Genomic DNA, 16,359 nt, shown 5'->3' on the forward strand with positions numbered 1-16,359 from the left:
TATATATTTTTATCTTTTAAAATTAATGTAATTAATTGAAATAATTTATCCACTTTTGATTTTTTAAAACGCATAATGGTATTTTTGTACAATAATTTATTAGAATGAAACAAATCAATTTGTTTTTAGTGTTTATCATCATAGCATTTGCTTTGACTCCAATTTTTTTATCAAATAAAGTTGATGAGAAAAGAACTTATGAAATTGAAGCTCCTATCGGATTAGTTTTCGATGAGTTTGCAGATCTTAGACTATTTTCTAAGTGGGAAAAATTTACAGCAAAAGATTCGTTGGCTGTTAAAAGTTTTTCTCCAGCAGAAGAAGGTCATAAAGAATTTGCAGAATGGAAAAGTAAATCATCAGATGTTGGTAATGGAAAAATCACAATTGATGGTTTTGAAATGAATCGATCAGTTGATTATAAAATCAATTTTGAAAATTGGGAAAAAGAAGATAATTTTTCAATTGACTTTGAACAAACTCCTACAGGTACAACCAAGCTAATTGTTCATTATCAAAGTCAAGAAGTTCCTTATTTCTACCGTTATTTTTTATACTTTAATTCACCTATAAAAAAAGTGGATGAAAGTCTTGAAGCGTTTAATAATTTAATAAAAATTAGATTAGATAAAGATAGAAAAGAAGGTAAACTAAGTTATGGCGAATTTAGATTAGTAAAGTTAGACAAACAGATATTAATGGCTGTGAAGAAAGTTCCATCTTTGGATGAAAAAGATGTTACTAAAAAAATTGATGAAGCTTTTGAAACCATTTATCATTCCTTAGTCAATGAAGAAGATTCTTATGATTTTGATTTAGGTTTTCCACATGTCTATAAAACGGATGTTAATCAAGAGAAAAAAAATCAAACCATATTTGCAGGGATTAAATTAATAGAGGATTTACCTTTACAAAAAGGAATGCAACGTGTAATCGTACCAGAAGGAGAATATTTATTAACGCTTCATCAAGGTCCACGTTCCAAAAGAAATCATACCATAGATTTAATGAAAAATTACGCCAAAAGTAAAAAAATAAATCTTGGAGAAAGAGAATTAGAAGTATTACTTAATGATCCTAAAGAGACGGATACTCTTCAATTAAAAACTAGAATTTATATTCCGATAATCTCAAATTAATATATTTTAACCTATTTAAAGCCACAGAAATGTGGCTTTTTTATTGTATTTTTGCATCTTATCAAAAAATTGCAATGGATAAAGATTTTATTGAAGTTTACGGAGCAAGAGAACATAATTTAAAGAATATTGACATTAAGATTCCACGTAATGAATTAGTTGTTATAACTGGGTTAAGTGGAAGTGGAAAATCTTCTTTAGCATTTGATACAATTTATGCTGAAGGACAGCGTCGTTATATCGAAACATTCTCGGCATATGCTCGTCAATTCTTAGGAGGATTAGAAAGACCTGATGTGGATAAGATTGATGGTTTGTCTCCTGTAATTGCAATTGAACAAAAAACAACTTCTAAAAATCCTCGCTCTACAGTAGGGACTATTACAGAAGTGTACGATTTTTTACGACTTTTATTTGCTCGTGTTTCTACAGCCTATTCCTTAGAAACTAATGAGCCAATGGTTTCTTATACAGAAGAACAGATTATAGCATTAATTCGACAAAATTTTACAGATAAAAAGATAGCAATATTGGCTCCATTAGTTCGTTCGCGTAAGGGGCATTACCGCGATTTGTTTGTACAATATTCACGCAAAGGCTTCCTAGAAATGCGTATAGACGGTGAGGTGCAAGAAATTACACCAGGACTAATGTTAGATCGTTATAAAACGCATGATATAGAGTTAATTGTTGATAAATTAAAATTAAACGATAAGGTAACCAATGAACGTTTACAAGCTTCTATTGCACAAGCAATGAACCAAGGGAACGGGGTTATTATGATTTTAGATTACGAAACAAATGACGCAAAATTCTTTAGTCGTAACTTAATGTGTCCTACAACAGGTTCGTCTTATGCAATGCCAGAACCCAATTCATTTTCATTCAATTCACCAAAGGGAGCTTGTCCTACTTGTGCTGGATTAGGCGAATTAAAAGAAGTTAACTTAGATAAATTATTTCAAGATCATAAAAAATCTTTTCATGATAATTTAGAGGACTTATTTGAAGTACTTAAAAATACATCTCGTATAGATAAGCAAATTGATGCAATTTTCATAAAACATAATATAGATCCAAAAAAGAAATTTAAGGATTTGCCCAATGCATTAATCAACGACTTATTTCATGGATTACAAGAAACAGTAAATGTTGATTTAAAATTTGCCTCTGTAAAGAAAACTTATAAAATTGACTTTGAAGGATTAATCCCATTTTTGCAAAATATTATTGATGATAAGACGAATCCAAATTCTAATGCGGTTTCTAAATTATTAGCAAAGCAAATTGAATGTCCGAGTTGTCACGGTTATCGCTTAAGTAATGAATCGTTACATTTTCGTATTGATGACAAGCATATAGGTGAAGTAGCTAATTTAGATTTAAGCACATTATATGATTGGATAGGTAACGTATCTAAAGTTTTAACTTCTACACAACAACAAATTGGTGGAGAAATTTTAAAAGAAATAGCGACTCGATTAACATTTTTATTAGATGTTGGTCTTGATTACTTATCTCTCAACAGATCTTCCAAAAGTTTGTCAGGAGGTGAAGCACAGCGAATTCGTTTAGCAACTCAAATTGGTTCCCAATTGGTTAATGTATTATACATTATGGATGAGCCTAGTATTGGATTACACCAGCGTGATAATGTAAAACTGATTGAATCGCTTAAAAAATTGCGTGATATTGGTAATTCAGTTTTAGTAGTTGAGCATGATAAAGATATGATTCTTCAAGCAGATCATGTGATAGATGTTGGACCTAAAGCCGGAAAAAATGGAGGACAAATTGTATGGGAAGGTACGCCTACAGAGATGTTAAAATCGGATACACTAACTTCTCAATACTTAAATAATAAGAAAAAAATAGAAATCCCAACCGAACGTAATAAAGGGAACGGGAATTACTTAAAATTGTCTGGTGCTAAAGGAAATAATTTAAAAAATGTTACGATAAATATACCTCTAGGTGCATTAACAGTTGTGTCTGGCGTTTCTGGCTCAGGAAAATCTACTTTGATTAATGAAACATTATACCGTATTCTTAATCAACATTTTTTCAGAGCAGAAAAAGAACCTATGCCATATTCTAAAATCGAAGGTTTAGAACATTTAGATAAAGTTATTGAAGTTGATCAATCACCAATTGGTCGTACACCAAGGTCTAACCCAGCTACTTATACAGGGATTTTTTCAGAAATCAGAACATTATTCACTAATTTACCAGAATCTAAAATTAGAGGATACAAACCTGGACGCTTTTCATTTAATGTAAAAGGAGGTCGTTGTGAAACGTGTCAAGGTGCAGGATTACGTGTGATTGAAATGAATTTTTTACCTGATATTCATGTCAATTGTGAAACATGTAATGGTAAAAGATTTAATAGAGAAACATTAGAAGTACGTTTTAAAAGTAAATCTATTGCAGATGTGCTAGATATGACCGTGAATGAATCTGTTGAGTTTTTTGAACCTATTCCAAAGATTTTTCGTGTTGTAAAAATGTTACAAGATGTGGGTTTAGGTTATATTAAGTTAGGACAGCAATCTACAACATTAAGTGGTGGAGAAGCCCAACGTGTAAAATTAGCTACCGAACTTTCTAAAAAACAAACTGGTAAAACAATTTATATATTGGATGAACCTACAACAGGTTTACATTTTGAGGATATTAATATACTAATGAAAGTTATTAAGAAAATTGTTGAATTTGGTAACACTGTAATTATTATCGAACATAATCTAGATGTGGTAAAGTTAGCAGATTATGTCATTGATATAGGACCTGAAGGAGGAAGAAAAGGTGGTAAAGTAGTTGCAGAAGGCACACCTGAAGAAATTGTATTAAATAAAAAAAGTGTCACAGGACAATTTCTTAAAAATGAATTATAGTTTATAAGCGGCGGTTTTGTTTTATAAATTCAGAAGGAGTTTGATGAATGTATTTTTTAAATGTCTTGTTAAAATAAGGCACATGATTAAATCCACATCGGAAACTACATTCAGATACTGAAATATCTTCTAAAAGAAGCAAACACGCTTTATCTATACGATAGCGATTCAAATATTCTGTAAAAGACATTTGAGTAGCTTGTTTAAAAAAGTTGCAGAATGCTGGTAATGTTAAACTAACCTGTTCTGCAACTTTTTTTATGTCAATTTCTTGATGAAATTCATATTCTATAGATTTTGCCTTAATTTCTTGATTTTGTTTTTGATGAGGTAAATTTTCTGGTAAAAATTGAATAACAAACCTTCGTGGGGATCAGCAGAATATAATCCAAATCCTGAATGGGGTAAATTCTTTCCTATTAAGACTAAATCTTCTACTTGAAAAGTACTTTTATTAAAACCTATATGACGAATTCCACGTTCTCAACGAATAAATGCAATTTCTATTTCAGGATGATAATAATAAACCCATTGGTATATGTTTATTTATAGTTGCTTCATTTCTTCCCCGTTTAGGAATCAAAAAAGTAATGCTTATTGGTCTAGCATTAGTTGCTATTATTTGCTTTATGACTACACAAGCTAGTGTAGTTTGGTTTTTTAGATACATTAAGCTTAATATTCTTTTTTATATATTCATTAAATCCTAACGATGCAGATTATTCTAAAACTTATATGGAGTTTCTTACCAGTTGTATAAATTCCGTTTTGCGATAGATGCCACTAATATATTTAATGAAATTGGGTTAACAGAACGAGATCCAAGATCTAATAATTTAGCTGAGCAAAGAATTATTATTGTGCGTCCAATTATGGGAGCAGCAATTAGAGCTTCAGTAGCAATTAACTTTTAGAAAGAACAATTATGCATTATAAAAAGCGTTTTATAGCAACGCTGTTTTTCTTAAATATAAATGAAAATTATTCTTCAGTCCACTGCATTATTAGATTTTTTAAATAATATATTTAAAAATGGATGAAATATATTTAGGAATTTCTTAAAATGATAAAAGAGGCTAACTTTTTAAAGTTCAAAAAAATAGGATTTAAATATAGGAAATTATGTTAAAATTATTGATATAATTAACAATAATTTTAATGATTATTTAACTTAAAAAGATGAAATAGTTTCAGAAACTGCCATACATTTGTGGTGTAATCAGGTATTAAGTTGTTATACAGTTACTATTACAATTGACGTTCTATAAATTTTATTTATTATTCTATTAGTTTTTACATTGTAAAATCTATTTAAATACTTTTTTGTGGCTTTATATTTGTTTTAATAAATTAATAAAGCATGAAACATTTAGATAATAATCAAATAATTAAAATTACAGACATATTAAAACAATTATTAGCGGATGAAACAATTCTTTATTTAAAAGCTAGAAATGCACATTGGAATGTTGAAGGAAGAGATTTCCAAACAATCCATTTATATTTCGAAACTTTGTATAATGAATTACAACTAGTAATTGATGAGGTTGCTGAAAAGATCCGTACAAAGGATGTTTATGCACCTGCAACGATGAGTGAGTATTTGCAGTTAACCCACTTATCAGAAAATCCAATAATTAATCATGATAGTTTATCTTATATAAAAGATTTATTAAATGATTATGAGATTATAATTGGATTCTTAAATCAGTCAATTCTTGAAATTGAAGATTTAAATGATGTTTCAACTTCAGACTATTTAGTCGGATTATTGGAACAACATCAAAAAACTGCTTGGATGCTTAGATCGCATCTTAAATAATTTTGAACATTATTTTACTTCATAAGTTTTTAGTGTTAATTCATATTAGTGTTAATTAGGTTGAGCCTTGGATTCTGTCCGAGGCTTCAGCTTTTTATAGAAGTATCTAAGATAAAAAAAAAGCCAAATTATTCTAAATAATTTGGCTTTTTTTTATTTAATTCTTTTCAAATCAATTTTGTTTTTAGAATGAAGGTATAAAGGAACTTGTTCTATAATTACATCATTGCGTTCAAGTCCAAAGCTTTTTATAATATTATATTCTATCCTTTTAATTAAAGCGTATATTTTTAAAATAAATAATTCTCGGATAGAAAATGAATTTTCTATAGACGGAAATTTCTTTAATAAAATGAATTTTATATCCGGATCTTGATTGTATTTTTTTAAATTGGGTTGCAAATATTTTAATTGCATTTCACCTCCTTGATACAAATCATTAATAATACGTTTAATATAAAGTTCAGTTTTAGGTTGTATTCTAAATCCAATATGAAAAATAACTTTATATATTTTTTGTTTTTCAATCTCAATTAATTCATAATTCAAGGTATAAGGTTGATTAGTTCTAATGATATTAATAAACCAATACATGTCTGCTCTTTTTGGTCTCTTAGCAAGGATTGAATTAATGATATTTTTTTCAATCATATTCTTACGATTAGATTTTGTAAAATAAAATAACAGGGTAGAATACTTGTTGATAGTTTTATCTTCACTAAGTTCAGATAAGATAGATTTGTATTCTTTTATGCTTACAAATTCTAAATTCCGTTCGTTTAAAATCTTACCATAATAGTTACAATACATTAATACAATAAATATTAAGCTAATTGTTAGGGCAATATATCCACCCTCAGTAAATTTTAAAAGGTTAGCAGAAAAGAAGCTAATTTCTATAACCGTGAAAATTAAAATAATTATTCCTATTAAAATTTTTGGTAATTTTTTATATAAAAATAAGTAGAAAGCTAATAAATAGGTCGTCATCAACATTGTTACAGTAATGGCCAATCCATATGCCGCTTCCATGTGCTCAGAACTTTGGAAATATAAAACGATAAAAACACATCCTGCCCATAAAAGGAAATTGATTGTGGGTATGTATATCTGGCTTTTTTCTTCATTAGGTTGTACAACCATTGTTCGTGGCCAAAATCCAATATTTATAGCTTCATTTACTAAGGTAAAAGACCCTGTAATAAGAGCTTGTGAGGCAATAATAGCAGCGCAAGTAGATATTATAATTCCGGGTAATAGCATAAATGAAGGAAGCATTGCAAAAAATGGATTTTGTCCATTAAGAAAAGAAATATCAGCATGCATTAACCATGCTGCTTGTCCTAGATAATTGATGATTAATGCTAATTTTACATATATCCAGCTTATTCGGATATTCTTTTTTCCACAATGTCCTAAGTCTGAATATAATGCTTCTGCTCCAGTAGTACAAAGAAATACAGCACCTAAGATCCAAAACCCTTCAGGATAATTTACAAGTAAATTATAGGCGTAGTAAGGATTTAAACTTTTAAATATTTCTGGATGTTTCGAAATTAAGTAAGCGCCAGTTAACATTAAAAAGGTAAACCATATAAACATCATTGGGCCAAATATTTTCCCAACTTTAGAAGTCCCTGAGCGCTGTACTAGGAAAAGAATTGATAAAATAAATATAACGATGGGAATTATAGGGATTTCCTCGAATCCTTCTATAAATCTTAACCCTTCTACTGCAGAAGTTACAGAGACTGGAGGGGTTATAATGCCATCGGCTAGTAGCATAGCTGCTCCAATAATCGTCGGAATTACTAAACGCTTGCCTTTTTTATTAATTAATGAATACAAAGAAATAATACCTCCTTCGCCATTATTATCTGCTTGTAAAGTTAACCAAACATATTTTATGGTAGTTTGGAAAAATAAAGTCCAGAATATACAAGATACCCCTCCATATACAATGGTCTCTGTGATTTCTCGACTTCGTATAATAGCCTTCATAACATATAAAGGGCTTGTGCCGATATCACCAAATATTATCCCAAAAGTGATAAGTACTGATGCGTAGGTAATTTTAGAATGTGCTAACGACGAATTCATATATAATTTTTCTAGGTAAATATGATGTTCAAATTTGGTGCAATGTAAATGTATATTTCATTAATTTTTCATACTTATTATTTATAATCAATGATGATAAATCTTCATAAAATTGATTTAATGGTGTACTTATACACTATTGATAAATTCTAATATTAAATAGATAATTTTCAAAAAATTTATTAGATATAGATGCTTTATTAATAATTTTAAAAATTATAAGCACTATAATTACAGTATTGTATAAAAAAAATAGTATAAATTTTATAAAAAAACCTTTTTACTATGCAAGCATAATAAAAAAACTTTTATATTTGTTATATATACACTAACAAAAATGTTAAGAGATAGTTTAACGATAGATTACTTATTAAGGTCAACTTGGTTGGCAGTACAAAAAATGTACAACGAACAAGCAAGTGAATATGAATCGACAATGGTATATGCATTTACATTGTTATCAATTGACCCTAAGACAGGAACTCCAAGTACATCTTTAGGACCAAAAATGGGAATTGAACCCACTAGTTTATCCCGAACACTAAAAAATTTAGAAGAACGGAAGTTTATTGTTCGAAAACCAAATCCTGAAGATGGGAGAAGCGTTTTGATTACTTTGACAAATGAAGGATTAAAAATGAGAGACACATCAAAACGTTTCGTATTACAATTTAACAACGCAATTAGTCAAAATATTGAACCAGAAAAACTAAAAATATTCTTTGAGGTGATGATTAAGATTAACCAATTAATATCAGACCGTAAAATATTCAAAAAATAATTATGAGAAGACACATTAAACATGTTACTGTATTAGGATCAGGAGTTATGGGCTCAGGTATTGCATGTCATTTTGCAAATATCGGAGTAGAAGTCTTGATGTTAGATATGGTGCCTCGCGAGCTTACACCACAAGAGCAAGCGAAAGGGTTGACTTTAGAGAGCAAAGTTGTTCGCAATAGAACCGCTCAATCTCATCTAGATGCAGCACTTAAAAGCAATCCTTCCCCAATTTACGATAAAGCATTTGCTTCTCGTATAACTGTCGGTAATTTTGATGATGATTTAGAAAAAATCAAAAACTCAGATTGGGTAATCGAAGTAATTATCGAGCGTTTAGACATTAAACAAGCGATGTTCGAAAAGGTCGATGCCTTACGCAAACCAGGAACATTAGTAACGTCGAATACATCAGGGATTCCAATTCACATGATGTCGGAAGGAAGATCAGAAGATTTCCAAAAACATTTCTGCGGAACGCACTTCTTCAATCCTCCTCGTTACTTAAAATTATTTGAAGTAATTCCAGGTCCAAAAACAGATCAAGCAGTGATCGATTTCTGTATGAACTATGCTGGTTTATTCTTAGGCAAAACAGCGGTTTTATGTAAAGATACACCTGGATTTATCGGAAATAGAGTAGGGGTTTATTCGATGGCAAAAGTAATGGAACTAACACAAGAGTTAGGGCTTACGATCGAAGAAGCAGATACGTTAACAGGTTCTATTTTAGGTCGTCCTAAAACAGGAACGTTTAAATTAGGAGATTTAGTTGGTTTAGATACGGCGTATAACGTAACAAAAGGGTTACAACAAAATACAACGGGAGACCAAATGATTCAAGATTTAAAAGATTCTAAATTCTTAGACTTTTTAATCGAGAATAAATTCTTAGGAGATAAAACAAAAAAAGGTTTCTATTATAAAGAAGTTGACAAAGAAGGAAACACGAATCGTTTCGCTTTAGACTTAGACACATTAGAATACCGTCCAATGGAACGTGCAAAAGTTGGTGCAGTTGAAGCAGCAAAACAAGCAGGTTCTACCAAAAATAAATTAGCAGCTTTATTAAAAGCTGATGGAAAACACGGAGATTTAATTCGTAAACATTTCGCATCATTATTTGCTTATGTTTCTCAACGTGTTCCAGAAATTACAGATGTATTTTATCCAATCGATGACGCAATTCGTACAGGGTATGCTTGGAAATATGGTCCTTTCGAAACGTGGGATTATGTTGGTTTAGCAAAAGGAATCGAATTAGTCGAGTCTGAAGGTTACCAAGTAGCAGAATGGGTTAAAGAATTAGCGGCGACTGGTGCTGATGCTTTCTATAAAGTTGAAGGTGGTAAAAAATTATACTTCAACCAAAACTCAAAACAATTCGAAGCAATTCCAGGTCAAGATGTATTTATCATTTTAGATAACATCCGTAAGACAAATGAAATTTGGTCGAACAAAGAGGCTTCTGTTCAAGATTTAGGAGATGGAATCATCAACTTAGAGTTCCGTTCAAAAATGAATTCTTTAGGTGGTGGAGTTTTACAAGGAATCAACAAAGCCATCGAGTTAGCAGAAAAAGACCACAGAGGTTTAGTGATCGGAAATCAAGCAGATAATTTCTCAGTTGGAGCAAATTTAGCCATGATCATGATGATGGCTGCCGAGCAAGATTGGTGGGATTTAAATATGGCGATCAAAATGTTCCAAGATACGATGATGCGTGTACGTTACTCGGATATTCCAGTAGTCGTTGCGCCTCACGGAATGACTTTAGGTGGTGGATGTGAAATGACGATGCATGCAGATAAAGTAGTTGCAGCTGCTGAAACATACATCGGATTAGTGGAAGTTGGTGTTGGTTTGATCCCTGGTGGAGGTGGGTCGAAAGAGTTTGCTTTACGTGCAGCTAAAAATGTTTTAGCCGATGACGTGAAAACAAATCACTTGAGAGATGCGTTCATGAACATCGCAATGGCAAAAGTGGCAACTTCTGCTTATGAAGCGAAAAACATGGGAATTATTCGTGATCAAGACATTATCGTAGTCGATAAAGATCGTCAAATCGCAGAAGCGAAGAAACATGCAATCATCATGGCTGAAGCTGGATATACACGTCCAATCAAGCAAAAAGTGAAAGTATTAGGACGCGAAGCACAAGGGATGTTCTACGTCGGAACAGATCAATTAGTAGCAGGACGTTACGCTTCTGATCACGATCGTTTAATCGCGAATAAATTAGGATATGTAATGACAGGTGGAAACTTATCTGAAGCAACAGAAGTATCAGAACAATACTTACTAGACTTAGAAAGAGAAGTGTTCTTATCATTATGTGGTGAACGAAAAACGTTAGAGCGTATCCAACACATGTTAAAAACAGGTAAACCATTACGTAACTAGTATTGATGGATTGTATTAAGTAAAATGTAAAAAGTAGTAAGATGAATAACTTTAAAGATTTACTTGTTTGGCAGAAATCGATTGATTTTACAATTAAAATTTATGCTGAATTGAAATCTTTTCCTAAAGAAGAAATTTATTCTCTTACTTCTCAAATTAAAAGAAGTTTAATTTCAATTCCTTCAAATATAGCTGAAGGTGCAGGAAGAGGAAGTAAGAAAGAATTTAATCGATTCTTATCAATTGCTTTAGCTTCAAGTTTTGAGTTAGAAACTCAATTGATAATCGCATTAAGATTAAATTATTTAAGAAATGACGATAGTTTGAAAGAGCTTACTCATATTCAAAATATGATTGCAAAACTAAAGAAATGACTTAATACATAATACATCAATACATAATACAACTAAAAAAAATGAAACAAGCATATATTGTTACAGGATATAGAACAGCAGTAGGTAAAGCACCAAAAGGAACTTTACGTTTTACGCGTCCAGACGAATTAGCGGCGACTGTTCTAAAACGTTTAATGGAGGATTATCCAACATTAGATCCAGCACGTATCGACGATTTAATCGTAGGATGTGCAATGCCAGAAGCAGAACAAGGGTTAAATATGGCCCGTTTAATCTCGTTAATGGGATTAAGTACAGATAAAGTTCCAGGAGTAACCGTGAACCGTTACTGTGCATCAGGTTCTGAAGCCATTGCATTAGCAGCGGCTAAAATTAGAACTGGAATGGCAGAATGTATCATCGCGGGTGGTGCAGAGTCGATGTCATACATCCCAATGGGAGGTTACAAGCCAATTCCGGAAACGGATATGGCTAAAGATAACCCAAGTTACTACTGGGGAATGGGATTAACAGCTGAAGCGGTTGCCAACGAATTCAAGGTTTCTCGTGAGGAACAAGATCAGTTTGCATTTAATTCGCATCAAAAAGCGTTAAAAGCATTAGCAGAAGGAAAATTCGATGCTCAAATCGTTCCGGTTGAGGTAGAATACAATTTCTTAGATGCCAACGAAAAAATCCAAACAAAAAAGACCATCTTCAAACAAGACGAAGGACCACGTGTAGATACGTCATTAGAAGGTTTAGCAAAATTACGTCCAGTATTCGCAAATGGAGGTTCGGTTACAGCAGGTAACTCATCTCAAATGTCGGACGGTGCTGCTTTCGTAATGGTGATGTCTGAAGACATGGTCAAAGAATTAGGATTAGAACCAGTTGCTCGTTTAGTTTCGTATGCTACTGTAGGTTTAGCGCCACGTATAATGGGAATGGGGCCCTTATATGCGATTCCAAAAGCCTTAGAGCAAGCAGGATTACAATTACAAGATATCGATTTGTTCGAGTTAAATGAGGCATTCGCTTCTCAATCGGTTGCAATTATGCGCGAATTAGAGATGGATGCATCAAAAGTAAATGTGAACGGTGGTGCCATCGCATTAGGTCACCCACTAGGATGTTCAGGTACAAAATTAACGGTACAATTATTACACGAAATGGAAGCGCGTAAAGCAAAATACGGCATGGTGACGATGTGTGTCGGAACTGGTCAAGGTGCTGCTTCTGTTTTTGAATATTTAAAATAAAATAATGCGGTAGTGAGACCGATGAGCTTCAAAACCGATTTGGTCTCACTTTTAAAAATATTTTCAATAACCATAAAAAAACTATTATAATGTCTACAAAATCAAACAGATTAATCGGAGGGGAGTACTTAATTAAAGATGCTGCTTACAACGATATTTTTACATATGAAGATTTATCAGAAGAACAACAAATGATTTTGCAATCAGCAAAAGAGTTTATTGATAAAGAAGTTGTTCCAAACAAACACAGAATCGAAAAGAAAGATTATGCGTTAATTGAGGAGTTAATGCGTAAAATTGGTGAATTAGGTTTATTAGGAATTTCAGTTCCTGAAGAATATGGTGGTTTAGGAATGGGATTCTCAACAACAATGTTAGTTTGTGATTACATTTCTGGAGCTACAGGGTCTTTAGCTACTGCTTTTGGTGCACATACAGGAATTGGAACAATGCCAATTTTATTATACGGTACAGAAGAGCAAAAACAAAAATATTTACCACAATTAGCTTCAGGAGAAGTTTTCGCTTCTTACTGTTTAACTGAACCAGAAGCGGGATCTGATGCTAATTCAGGTAAAACAAAAGCAAGATTATCTGAAGATGGTAAAGAATACATCATCACAGGTCAAAAAATGTGGATTACAAATGCAGGTTTCGCTGAAATCTTTATTGTATTTGCACGTATCGATGACGATAAAAATATTACAGGTTTTATTGTTGAAAAATCTAAAGCGGGTGAAGGCTTTGCATTAGGAGAAGAAGAAGATAAATTAGGTATTGTTTCTTCATCAACACGTCAAGTCTTCTTAAATGAAGTTCGTGTTCCAGTAGAGAATATGTTAGGTGAAAGAGATGGAGGATTCAAAATCGCAATGAATGCCTTAAACGTAGGTCGTATCAAATTAGGTGCTGCTTGTTTAGATGCGCAACGTCGTGTGTTGGACAACTCTTTACAATATGCTTCTGAAAGAAAACAATTTGGTGTTTCAATCAATACATTTGGAGCAATTAAAGAAAAATTAGCAGATATGGCTGTTGCTACTTTTACTTCTGAAGCTGGTGCTTACCGTGCTGCGAAAGATGTAGAAGATGCAATTGCAGATAATATTGCGAAAGGTATGTCGCATACGGATGCAGAATTAAAAGGTATCGAAGAATATGCAATTGAAGCTTCTATCTTAAAAGTTTGGATATCTGAAGCAGCTCAAGTAGCTTCTGATCAAGGAATCCAAATTTACGGAGGAATGGGATACTCAAAAGAGATGCCAATGGAAGGTGCTTGGAGAGATGCTCGTATTTCGAGAATCTATGAAGGTACAAACGAAATCAATACATTATTATGTGTATCGATGTTAGTAAAGCGTGCCTTCAAAGGAAAATTAGATTTAATGACGCCAGCAATGGGAATTGCTAATGAATTAATGTCTATTCCGTCATTCGATATTCCAGATTATTCTGAATTATTCGCACAAGAAAAAGAAATCATCGCGAACTTAAAGAAAGTGTTCTTTATGGTTGCTGGTGCAGCTTTACAAAAATTTGGGGCGAACTTAGAACAACACCAACAGTTAATTATGGCAGCTTCTCATATTATGCAAGAAATCTATATGGTAGAATCTGCCATGTTACGTGCTGAGAAATTAGCGAATAAGAAAGGAGCTGATGCGGCTAAAAATGCAGAAAAATTAGTTCAATTACAATTATTCAAATCAGTTGAGATCATCAAAACAGAGGCAACATGTGGAATTATCTCGTTCACAGAAGGAGATGAGCAACGTATGATGTTATCTGGATTAAGAAGATTTACACGTTACAACGAATATCCAAACGTTGTGAACTTAAAAACAGAAATTGCAGATTTATTAATTGCAGAAAATAAGTATACGTTCTAATTAGTAGAATTATATTGTTTGTGATAATTATTAAAAGTGGTCAATTTTGACCACTTTTTTATTTATAAATAGTTAATTTTAAGATTGGTATGTGTTTTGATTTAATTTTTTTAAGTACTAGTCTTTATAAAAGTTAGTTGAGTTTTCATGGTACTTAAGTTTTAGTAGAGAAAGAACCTCAGTTGAGTTATCAGCTGAGGTTTTTTAGTTAAAATATTGGTTTATAATGGATTAATCACTATATTTAATAGAGTATTTTTTTAACCTTAATATTATATGGTATGGAACCTTTAAATGTAATTTTATTATCAGCTTTAGGGTGTTTGTCTATAGTATTTATGTATTGGATTTATGATGATTTATTGTAGAAGAACAACAAAATTTTAAAAAGCTAATCTGTATTGTATAGATTAGCTTTTTTATCGCTTAATTTAAATTTGAATAAATGAAAAGAATTGTGGTATTAACTGGAGCTGGAATTAGTGCAGAAAGTGGTATTTCTACATTTAGAGATGCGAATGGTTTATGGGAAAATCATGATATTATGGAGGTGGCTTCAATACAAGGTTGGAATGTAAACCCAGTTTTAGTATTGGATTTTTATAATTTACGCCGTGCTCAGTTAAAAGAAGTATACCCAAATGCAGCACATTATTTTTTAGCTGAATTGGAAAAAAAATTTAAGATAACTATAATTACCCAAAATGTAGATGATTTTCATGAGAGAGCAGGTTCTTCAAGAATCATTCATTTACATGGAGAATTAAATAAAGTGAGGAGTATAGCTAATGAGAATTTGATATATGATTGGATGGGTGATTTAAAATTAGGAGATTTAGCAGAGGATGGAATGCAACTCCGTCCACATATTGTATGGTTCGGCTAAGAAGTTTCTATGATGTATTCTGCTATAAATGAGGTGAAAGATGCGGATATATTATTAATTATCGGTACTTCTTTACAAGTTTATCCGGCAGCATCATTATTAGATCATATAGATTATGAAACTAAAGTTATTTGTATTGATCCAAACGATTTGCCTATAAATTCAAATATATACCATATTAAAAAGAATGCTACAGAAGGTATAGTGGACTTAGAAAATTATTTATGATAGTAATAACCAAACTTAAGCTATTAATAAGTTATAATTTAAACATGTGTATATAAACTACTTTCTCCAGAGCTTGTTCGGTGTTCGTTCGGATGAGTATTAATTAAAATAAGAATAGTTATTTTAAGGTATTTCCAATTATTCTTCACTTGGTACATACTGGCAAGATATTCCCTAGATAAAGTATGGATAATGCATCAAATTGTATATTTATACATAATTTCAAGTGTGGTAAAATTTATTTTAAAAAATATAAATCTCATATTCAGTAGTTTAAAGTGTTAATGTAAAATAATTGTAAATTCCATTTGGAAAGTTAAAATAAAGCGTCTTATATTTGCACTCTCAATACGAAAGACGAGTAGTATTGTAAATTGAAAAGCGAGGAATAATTAGAATAAAAACTTCAGAATTTATTTAAAAAAGATTTTGTAGTTTAAAAATAAGCGTTACCTTTGCAACCGCAAACGATGAAAGTTGAATTGCGAATTAATGAGAAGTTCATTTGAAATTATAATATAAGACGAAAGAAATAAAAGCCGAATACAAATTAGGTCAATCCTTAAATAATAGAGCTAAAGGAAATTCGAAGTTGTAAAACATAGAAGCTAACGC

At 31.6% G+C, this 16,359-nt stretch carries 11 protein-coding genes and 1 pseudogene; 10 read left to right on the top strand and 2 right to left on the bottom strand.

Annotated elements, in window-relative coordinates; translation table 11 throughout:
- Window positions 1-104 precede the first annotated feature (104 nt).
- Together IM532_RS12100 and uvrA are read left to right on the top strand one after the other, a co-directional pair.
- Window positions 105-1,139, top strand: a complete 1,035-nt coding sequence (locus IM532_RS12100) for a GyrI-like domain-containing protein (protein WP_194183716.1) — start codon at window positions 105-107, stop codon at window positions 1,137-1,139.
- A gap of 74 nt (window positions 1,140-1,213) precedes the next feature.
- Window positions 1,214-4,036 carry an excinuclease ABC subunit UvrA gene (gene uvrA, locus IM532_RS12105; protein WP_194183717.1) on the top strand — a complete coding sequence of 941 codons (2,823 nt, stop codon included), beginning with the start codon at window positions 1,214-1,216 and terminating at the stop codon, window positions 4,034-4,036.
- Window position 4,037: 1 nt separating this feature from the next.
- Here the strand turns inward: uvrA and IM532_RS13870 are convergent, their stop codons facing one another.
- Window positions 4,038-4,391 (bottom strand): helix-turn-helix transcriptional regulator, encoded by a 354-nt coding sequence (locus IM532_RS13870; protein WP_194183726.1) that lies wholly within the window; start codon window positions 4,389-4,391, stop codon window positions 4,038-4,040.
- Window positions 4,392-4,788: 397 nt separating this feature from the next.
- Here IM532_RS13870 and IM532_RS12115 point away from each other — a divergent pair, with 397 nt between their 5' ends.
- Entirely contained in the window at window positions 4,789-4,950 is a 162-nt protein-coding gene (locus IM532_RS12115; protein ID WP_194183718.1) for a hypothetical protein, read from the top strand.
- Window positions 4,951-5,396: 446 nt separating this feature from the next.
- Window positions 5,397-5,858, top strand: coding sequence for a Dps family protein (locus IM532_RS12120; protein WP_194183719.1), 462 nt, complete (start codon window positions 5,397-5,399; stop codon window positions 5,856-5,858).
- Window positions 5,859-6,011: 153 nt separating this feature from the next.
- On the opposite strand, the gene IM532_RS12125 is transcribed toward IM532_RS12120, so the two are convergent.
- On the bottom strand, window positions 6,012-7,958 hold the full coding sequence (locus IM532_RS12125) for a KUP/HAK/KT family potassium transporter (protein ID WP_194183720.1): 1,947 nt from the start codon (window positions 7,956-7,958) through the stop codon (window positions 6,012-6,014).
- A gap of 337 nt (window positions 7,959-8,295) precedes the next feature.
- Here IM532_RS12125 and IM532_RS12130 point away from each other — a divergent pair, with 337 nt between their 5' ends.
- From IM532_RS12130 to IM532_RS12155, 6 genes and pseudogenes are all read left to right on the top strand, one after another.
- A complete protein-coding gene (locus tag IM532_RS12130) occupies window positions 8,296-8,739 on the top strand; it encodes a MarR family winged helix-turn-helix transcriptional regulator (RefSeq protein WP_194183721.1) in 444 nt (147 codons plus the stop codon).
- Window positions 8,740-8,741: 2 nt separating this feature from the next.
- Window positions 8,742-11,141: a 3-hydroxyacyl-CoA dehydrogenase/enoyl-CoA hydratase family protein gene (locus IM532_RS12135; protein WP_194183722.1), complete on the top strand. Its 2,400-nt coding sequence runs from the start codon at window positions 8,742-8,744 to the stop codon at window positions 11,139-11,141.
- Window positions 11,142-11,182: 41 nt separating this feature from the next.
- Window positions 11,183-11,515, top strand: a complete 333-nt coding sequence (locus IM532_RS12140; RefSeq protein ID WP_194183723.1) for a four helix bundle protein — start codon at window positions 11,183-11,185, stop codon at window positions 11,513-11,515.
- A 41-nt stretch (window positions 11,516-11,556) separates the two neighbouring features.
- The gene (locus IM532_RS12145) at window positions 11,557-12,738 is read left to right on the top strand and encodes a thiolase family protein (RefSeq protein ID WP_194183724.1); all 1,182 of its coding nucleotides are present in this window, start codon (window positions 11,557-11,559) and stop codon (window positions 12,736-12,738) included.
- Between the two features lie 89 nt (window positions 12,739-12,827).
- Entirely contained in the window at window positions 12,828-14,630 is a 1,803-nt protein-coding gene (locus IM532_RS12150) for an acyl-CoA dehydrogenase family protein (protein ID WP_194183725.1), read from the top strand.
- Window positions 14,631-15,075: 445 nt separating this feature from the next.
- Window positions 15,076-15,744 (top strand): annotated as a pseudogene (locus tag IM532_RS12155) (Sir2 family NAD-dependent protein deacetylase).
- The last annotated feature ends 615 nt before the right edge of the window (window positions 15,745-16,359 follow it).

This window comes from Faecalibacter rhinopitheci (assembly GCF_015234135.1).
In the GTDB taxonomy this organism is placed as follows: domain Bacteria; phylum Bacteroidota; class Bacteroidia; order Flavobacteriales; family Weeksellaceae; genus Empedobacter; species Empedobacter rhinopitheci.